The following is a 7,314-nucleotide window of genomic DNA, read 5'->3' as shown; positions in this document are numbered from 1 at the left end:
TGGCATATTTTGCAAGCCATGGCATACAACCTAAAAAGACTACCAAAATTGTATGTCGATAGCCTATTTTCACGACTCTCACAGGAGAAATGTGCCTTTTGAACAAATAAAATGCGCTAAAGCGATCATTCTCCGGAAGAATTGGAAGTGATTCGCAAAAATATTGTCCAGTTGTTTATGAAAAATATGAAATTACAGACTTCCCTCAGAAAATAGGGAGTTTTGCAAAGGTCTCAAGTAATGTATCCGATAGGAATGACGATGTACCGTATCCCCCGGTCTCGGTGCGTATCAGCTGGGCACGCCTGCTTAAACGGGTGTTCGATATTGACATTGAGCACTGCCCGCATTGCGGTGGAACCCTGAAAATCATCGCCGCCATCCTGGAATCCGGTTCAATCACTAAAATTCTTGACCATCTCGGCTTGCTCTCCCGAGCGCCACCCAGAGCACCTGTGCAGGTCTTCGATCCTTTCGGGTCTGTCTGAGAGAACCAAGCTCATTTTTTCAGCGCATTCCCTGAATGGCGCTGGCGTTTCCCCCTGGGCGTCTTTTGCGTGAAGGGTAAAAAATGGGCCAGAACCAACACTTTTTGCTGCTGATCAAAGACAAATTTTGCGAATTTTGGATGACTTTCCGGTCAGGTTGACGACCAAACTGTCTCCTGGTATATTCGGTTCTTATGAAAAAGGGCGTTTATTGTTCCTATACACCGGCGTCGAGTCCCTCCTGTCGGAGAACCAATCGGCCTACATTCCCGTTGGCCAGACCCACCGGCTGGAGAACCTCGGAAAGATTCCGTTGCACCTGGTCGAAGTGCAATCGGGTTCGTACCTCGGCGAGGACGACATCGTCCGGTTCGAGGATGGATATTGTCGCGTGACGAATTGAGCGCGCGAGGACCGTTATAGATCGTTTTCGCAGGAGCGTAGTCAGGCACGCAGGCTTGGCCGCGATTTACAAAAGTTGAGCAAGCATGGAGCACTCATGTTGGATGTGAACGATTACGAGGACGGCGTGCGCGACGCCTCCCGGCAAAAGGAGGAAATCGCCTCCCTCAAGAACGCGGTCGCCGCGCTGGGTAAGGATGTCTCCTTCCTGCGCGAGAAGTTCACCACGCTGCTGGAGATGATGGATCGCCGCGGCGACGTGCCGAGCGCCAGGCTGTCAAAGTGGAGGTTCCACGCGTCCCTGCCGACTGCGATAGAAAATCTTTACCCGGCCGAAACCAACGGCGCCGACTGGTGGCGCTGGGTGGGTCCTGCACCTGCCGTCCGCTTCAAGCTGAATCTCGATCGGTCCCAGCAGTTGACGATCAGAGTCCACGTCCTGTCGTTCATCCTGCCGGAGTTGCACGATACCTTCCGGCTCCTGGTCAACGGTGTGCATCACAGATGGATCGATGCGACCCCCGGTGGAAGATTCGAAGCCTTGCTCGATATCGACATGGGCCTGCAGGGCACGCCCACCGAGATGACCCTGGAGGTCGCGCATTCGTCTCCGCCCGTGAACGGCACCGATTTCCCCCATGAGGCGACTGACAACCGGTTGCTGAGCTTCACGCTCAGTTCCATCGACATCGAACCCTTGAATTGATGGCCATGACAGCGAAGCTCACTGCGGTTGTCTGCACCTTTGACCGCTACGATCTGACTCGCGATTGCGTGGACGCTCTGCTCGAAGCGCGCGCCACAATGAAGGAGTCGCGCGATTTCGAGATTCTCGTCGTCGACAACACCCCCCCCGAGCGTCGCAAGAAGAAGAAATGGCTTCCCGCGGGCGTGCAGATGGTGACGTGCGACACGGCCGGCCTCTCGCATGCCCGCAATTGCGGCATCTCCAACAGCACGGGTCGCCTCATCGCCTTCATTGACGACGACGCACTCCCTGCGAAGGACTGGCCGCTTCGCGTCATCGAGTTCTTCGACACACACGAGGACGCATTGGCCGTCGGCGGCTACATCGAACCGCTGTTCGATGGCTGTGAGCGCCCCGAGTGGCTCGACGTACAGTTGACGGCCTATCTCTCCTGCCTCGACTACGGACCCGATTGCCGACCGTTGCGCGCTGGCGAATACATCGTGGGTGCGAACATGGCGTTCCGCCGGGAGGTGTTTGAGGAGAATGGGGTGTTCGACGTCAAGCTCGGCCGCCAGGGCAATGCTGGCCTGCTCAGCAACGAGGAAATTCACCTGTTCAAGAAGATCGAGCGGTCCACCTACTACGACCCGTCGATCAAGGTGCTCCATCGCATCCCGCCGGGACGCACGCAACAGGCGTGGTTCCGCCGCCGCGTGGTGTGGCAAGCGGTCTCGGATCACCTGTCCGGCATCGTGGAGCCTGCCAAGACCGTGCAGGCGAGCTGGAAGCAGTGCGTTATGGCGGCACCGGCCGAAACCCGCACCCTGCGGTTGCTGCATGAGCCTTGCGCCACCGCCGAGGAGTTTCACCAGCAGCTCTCGGCGATCTATTTCCATACGCAGTGGGGTCTGATGGGCTTCGCAGACTGAAGCGATGAAGGCACTCGTCATCACTCCGTTCTCTCCGGCCGAGGTCAACGCCGGGCATCGTGTGCGTGTGGAGCAGGTCAATCGGTTCCTGCGCTCGTTCTGCACCGAGATCGATTGCGCCTTCCTCGCATTCGAGGGCCAGCACGCATGGAAGATCGACAGCGACGAAGTGCGCGCGGTGAACGCAATGTTCACCCGCACGTTCGTCCTTCCCGCCGAGAAGGCCGGCCGCCCGCCCGAAGGCTCGCATGGCCTGCATCACCTGGACGAGTGGTTCGAGCCGCTGTTCGAGTCGTTCTTCCACGCGCTGGCGCGCAAGACCTCGTACAACATCATCGTCGTCCACAACGTGTGGCTGACGAAAGCCTTCTCCTATTTCCCCCCGACGGCGGTGAAATGGCTGGAAGTGCACGACGTGTTCCACTTGCGCGCGGCGGGCTTCAACCGCATCGGCGTGCGTCCGGACTTCTTCTGTTCTCCCAAGGAAGAGGAAATGTTCGGCATCCAGCGATCGGATCTGGCCGTCGCCATCGGGCAAGAGGAGTACGAGTACCTGCGCCGCGAACTTCCACCGAGCGGCAACACCCGCGCGGCGCTGCTACCCTGCGATCCCGTGCCGGACAACCAAGCCCTTGTCGACAGCCAGCGGGTGGACTACCTGCACCCGGAGAAGGTGACCTTCGGGATGCTGGGCTCGACGCATCCGTTTAATGTCGCGGGCATTAACGCCCTGCTGAACGCATTGCAGGAAGAAGTCGGACGCACGATGGCGCCCGTCGAGCTGCTCGTCGCCGGCAATGTGTCCAGAGTGCTGAAGGGCCGCCCCTCCGTGAACGGCCTCGTGCGCCCGCTTGGTTTCGTCGAGAACCTCGATGACTTCTATGCGGCCATCGACTATGTCGTCGTCCCGGTCTTCGATGGCTCCGGCGTGAACATCAAGCTGACCGAGGCCGTGCGGCGGGGCATGCCCGTGCTCGCGTCGTCCACAGTCATCCGGCAGGCTGCGCTTAGGATCGGTTCGGGATTCGCGGACGCCCACAGCATGGCCCGGGAACTCTGCAGGCTCGCGCTCAAGCGGTCCTCGCGTTTGCCAATGCTCCTCCAGGTAAGGCGCGAATCGCTGAGGTTCGGCGAGCACCGCGACGAATGCGAACAGCGCCTGCGCTCGATGATCGCGGTCCGGCGCAGAACCATCCTGATCGACACTCGCTGCGACGACCCGAAGCTCGAGGACCTCGGCATCCTCGCCTCGGTCTCGCTCGCCCGCGGTTTTCAGGGCGTCACCGAGTTCGTCATCCGCTGCTCGGAAGACGCCGAGAAGCGGTTCCATCCGGCTCGCGCGTACCTGCCCCTGTTCTGCACGGTAGCCAACAGCGACGAGGCCGAGGAATCCCAACACCGGCACATGATTAGGCTCCACCCCGCCGTGGCACCAGACTTCGAGAGCCAGGAGTGGAAGCGGTTCTGGAACGGCCTGGCCGAGACGCCATCGGGTGGCCGGCTCCAGGCGACGCTTCGCAGAGCCTACGCGGGCGCTGTTCCCGCGGAATGGTCGCTGCTGTCCTTCTTCTGCAGACTCTTCGATCAAAACCTGACATGGGAACCCTTCATCCAGGCCGCCGTCGGCGGCCGTGAAGCGATCAACGGTCAATACGCCTGCTTCGCCGGCGACCAGGAGTTCGCACAGGCCTGCGAAACCTACGCGCGCCGCGCATTGCTGCTCCACGACTGGAAGAAGCTGAAATTCGTGCAGGAAGGCGAAGCAATTTCGACGGTGATCGACCTGGTGCTTTCGGCAATCGGCTCTCCTGGGCGCGTACAGGTGCTCCTGTTCGGGAACCATCCGATCGAAGACTGCATCGCGTCACAGCCGGCTTTGCACCACTTCGTGCCGGTGCGGACGATCTTCGGTCTGCGACAATTCGACCGGATCGTGGACGACTGTCGGGCATAGTGATGACCGGTAGCGTCCGCCCTCTGCGCAGCATCGCAACTTGTCGCACGCTGCCTCAAAACTCTCAACGGCCTTACGCCCTATGAATATATCTGCAAGATATGGACAAAAGAACCTGAACGCTTTAATGTTGATCCTTTCCAGCACACCGTGGGACTAAACACACATATGGAACAGTTCGTTGATCCAGGGCGTCTCGCGGCCAGCAAGCAACGCGCTTTCGCTCTTCAAGAAGAAGACATGGGCTTCTTCGAAACCTTGATCGGCGCGTTCTACAAGCGCGTGGTCAAGCCAGGCGATACGGCGGTCGATGTAGGAGGGAACTGGGGGCTCCATGCATTCCCGCTGCGGGACGCTGTTGGCCCAACGGGAACGCTGTACGTCGTCGAGCCGATGCCTGTATGTGCGCTGAACTTCTGCAAGCGCTTTGCTGCCGACAACGCGAGGAACGCCCACCTGATTCCGTTCGCGCTGTCGAATGAGGAGGGCCCGTGCGATTTCTTCATTCACCAATCCAGAGACGGTCTTTCCGGTCTCGCCCCGCGCGACGTGTCGGACAAGTACACGAAGATCAGCTCGTACAAGACGTTGCTTGACCGCGTGATCCCGAAGGCGTCACGGCCACGTTTCATCAAGATCGATGTCGAGGGTTTCGAGCTAGCGGTGTTGCGCGGGGCGCGCGAAACGCTCATGGCGGCGCGTCCCATCGTGGTGTTCGAGTTCTCGATCGAGCTGTGCCAGCAGGTCGGCGAGTTTTCGGACGAACAGTTCTTCCACCAGTTCGAAGACGTGGGTTACGGGCTCGCCGACCTTTTCGGCGATCTCGTCACGAGGGAAAATCTGCGGGAAAGCGGCCATCCATGGTACTTTGCGGCGATTCCGGTCGAGAGTCTCGCGCCAACGGCCGAACTTCTCAGGCAAACGCTGCTAGAAAACACCTGACAACGCCTTTATGCCAGCAATCGGCCTGCACATCACCCGTACAGCGGGCACCTCCCTGCACACCGCCTTCGGCTCGAAACTCGAGCGCGGGCAAATGTACGTGTGCTCATCGGCCATCCAGCGGCTGCGCGACAACGAGTTCATCGTCCCCGGCCCGTTGGCCGTTGACCGGCTGCTTTTCATTTTTGGGCACTACGTGCACGAACACCTGGTTGCCGCCTACCCGCGACGCAGGGTGTTCCTTTTCACCGTCCTCAGGGACCCGATCGACAGGTCGCTGAGCAACCTCAGGCATATCAACAAGCTGCGCGCGGACATCCACGAGCAGCCGATGGAGCTTGCAGAATATGCGGCGACGCAGAGCAACACCATCTGCGAGGAACTCTTGCGCGCGTTCCCGAGCTTTCGCGACGACAGCCGGCCATTGCACCGCTGTGCGCTCGACATCCTGGATCTCTTCGACTTCGTGGGCCTGCCGCACACCCTGCCGCAGCTTGCAGAGCACATTGCACAGAAGCTCGAGGTTGCCGCACCTGAGATCGGTGTCGAGAATGCCACTCAACGGAACGCACCGGCGCAAGGCGACACCGCAGCGATGACGATACTGCGGGAAAAGCACTCCGAGGACATCGCATTGTTCGATGCTCTGCGGCGCCGCCCTGACGGCCTGGGTCGTCGGCCCAACAAGTCCGACGACGCGTGGGACAGATTCGCCGCGGCGAATCCGGGTACCCGCGAAGAGAAAATCCATTCATGGCTGCAACATTTGCGGCACTACTACGTCTCCGAAGTGAAGGAGTTCATGAAAGTGGAAGAGGCTACGCAATTGCTCGAGGAAGTCCGCCAGCAACACGACCAGTTCACGGCTGCCTACCGCGCCTTGCTCGATCCGAACGCCACATGATCTCCAGCTTCGCGCAATCAACTGATCTCACGCAATGCAGAAGTACCGTATGAATTTGCCTCTCGCCATGTGGCAGGAAGCCAGCATCCTCGGGAATTCGTACCCGGCATTGGATTCACTCGTCTCGGGCCGCCACGTGGCAGTCATCTCCTCGAAGGGAAGCGAGGTCAGGGTCCGTCCGGACGCCCTGAGCCTGCGTTTCAACGACGATGCATTGCCTGCCGACCTCTCTGGGCCACTGCCTTCTGGGGCGAACCCAGCGCCGCGCTGGCGTCGAGCGCCCGGCTCGTGTTAGGCACGGTTCCCGATTCGACCGAACAGGTGCCCGAGCGAGGCTGGACCAAGGATTTCGCCGCTGATCGCGCTGCCTATCTGGCCGCGGCCCAGGTGCCCGAAGAGCGCGTCGAATCGGTAGCAACCGAGCATTGGCGAGAGCTGCGTGCCGCGATGCCGGCCATACCGCTCTCCGGCTTGGTCGCTGTCGCGATGCTGGAACGGAGTTCGCTCGCCACGTGCGAAGTGCACGGAATGACCTTGTACGCGGGCGACCCAGGATGCAACGGACGCAGAAGTGGAGATTGCAGCCAAGGCAGCCTACGCGCATGAGTTTATCGTTAACCTGCCGCAAGGCTATCAAACACATTTGGGTGACGCAGGTTTAGGATTGTCAGGTGGGCAGAAACAGCGAATTGCGATTGCCCGTGCCATTTTGGCCAATGCGCCGATTTTGTTGTTGGATGAAGCAACCAGTGCGTTGGATGCAGAAAGTGAATATTGGGTACAGCAAGCGCTATCACAGTTGATGGCACATCGTACCACGATAGCAATTGCACATCGCTTGAGCACTGTGAAATCAGCAGACAGGATCGCAGTCCTTAATCATGGACGTTTAGAAGCGCTAGGCACGCATGCGGAATTGATGTCAACCAGCGAACTTTATGCACGATTGGCGGCGCTGCAGTTTGATATGCAATGAATGCGTGGTATGGCATTGAAAGCTAATT

At 59.4% G+C, this 7,314-nt stretch carries 5 protein-coding genes and 3 pseudogenes; all 8 read left to right on the top strand.

What is annotated here, in order from left to right:
* Positions 1 to 726: 726 nt before the first annotated feature.
* A pseudogene (gene cpsB / locus BLV54_RS04165) lies at positions 727 to 891 on the top strand (mannose-1-phosphate guanylyltransferase/mannose-6-phosphate isomerase); the annotation flags it as partial.
* A 96-nt stretch (positions 892 to 987) separates the two neighbouring features.
* Positions 988 to 1,596: a hypothetical protein gene (locus BLV54_RS04160; RefSeq protein WP_090568199.1), complete on the top strand. Its 609-nt coding sequence runs from the start codon at positions 988 to 990 to the stop codon at positions 1,594 to 1,596.
* Complete coding sequence (locus tag BLV54_RS04155) at positions 1,596 to 2,510, top strand: glycosyltransferase family 2 protein (RefSeq protein ID WP_090568197.1); 915 nt, start codon at positions 1,596 to 1,598, stop codon at positions 2,508 to 2,510. Before BLV54_RS04160 ends, BLV54_RS04155 begins: the two co-directional genes overlap by 1 nt.
* Before the next feature lie 4 nt (positions 2,511 to 2,514).
* A complete protein-coding gene (locus BLV54_RS04150; RefSeq protein ID WP_090568194.1) occupies positions 2,515 to 4,464 on the top strand; it encodes a glycosyltransferase in 1,950 nt (649 codons plus the stop codon).
* A 48-nt stretch (positions 4,465 to 4,512) separates the two neighbouring features.
* Positions 4,513 to 4,629, top strand: a pseudogene (locus BLV54_RS17180) (IS481 family transposase); the annotation flags it as partial.
* Between the two features lie 3 nt (positions 4,630 to 4,632).
* Positions 4,633 to 5,406, top strand: coding sequence for an FkbM family methyltransferase (locus BLV54_RS04145; RefSeq protein ID WP_143032417.1), 774 nt, complete (start codon positions 4,633 to 4,635; stop codon positions 5,404 to 5,406).
* A gap of 10 nt (positions 5,407 to 5,416) precedes the next feature.
* Positions 5,417 to 6,310, top strand: coding sequence for a hypothetical protein (locus tag BLV54_RS15435; protein WP_143032416.1), 894 nt, complete (start codon positions 5,417 to 5,419; stop codon positions 6,308 to 6,310).
* 544 nt (positions 6,311 to 6,854) lie between these two features.
* Positions 6,855 to 7,286 (top strand): annotated as a pseudogene (locus tag BLV54_RS04125) (ATP-binding cassette domain-containing protein); the annotation flags it as partial.
* Between the last annotated feature and the right edge of the window lie 28 nt (positions 7,287 to 7,314).

It is taken from the genome of Nitrosomonas sp. Nm33 (genome assembly GCF_900107265.1).
GTDB lineage: Bacteria > Pseudomonadota > Gammaproteobacteria > Burkholderiales > Nitrosomonadaceae > Nitrosomonas.
This window is presented reverse-complemented; position numbering and strand designations above follow the sequence as displayed.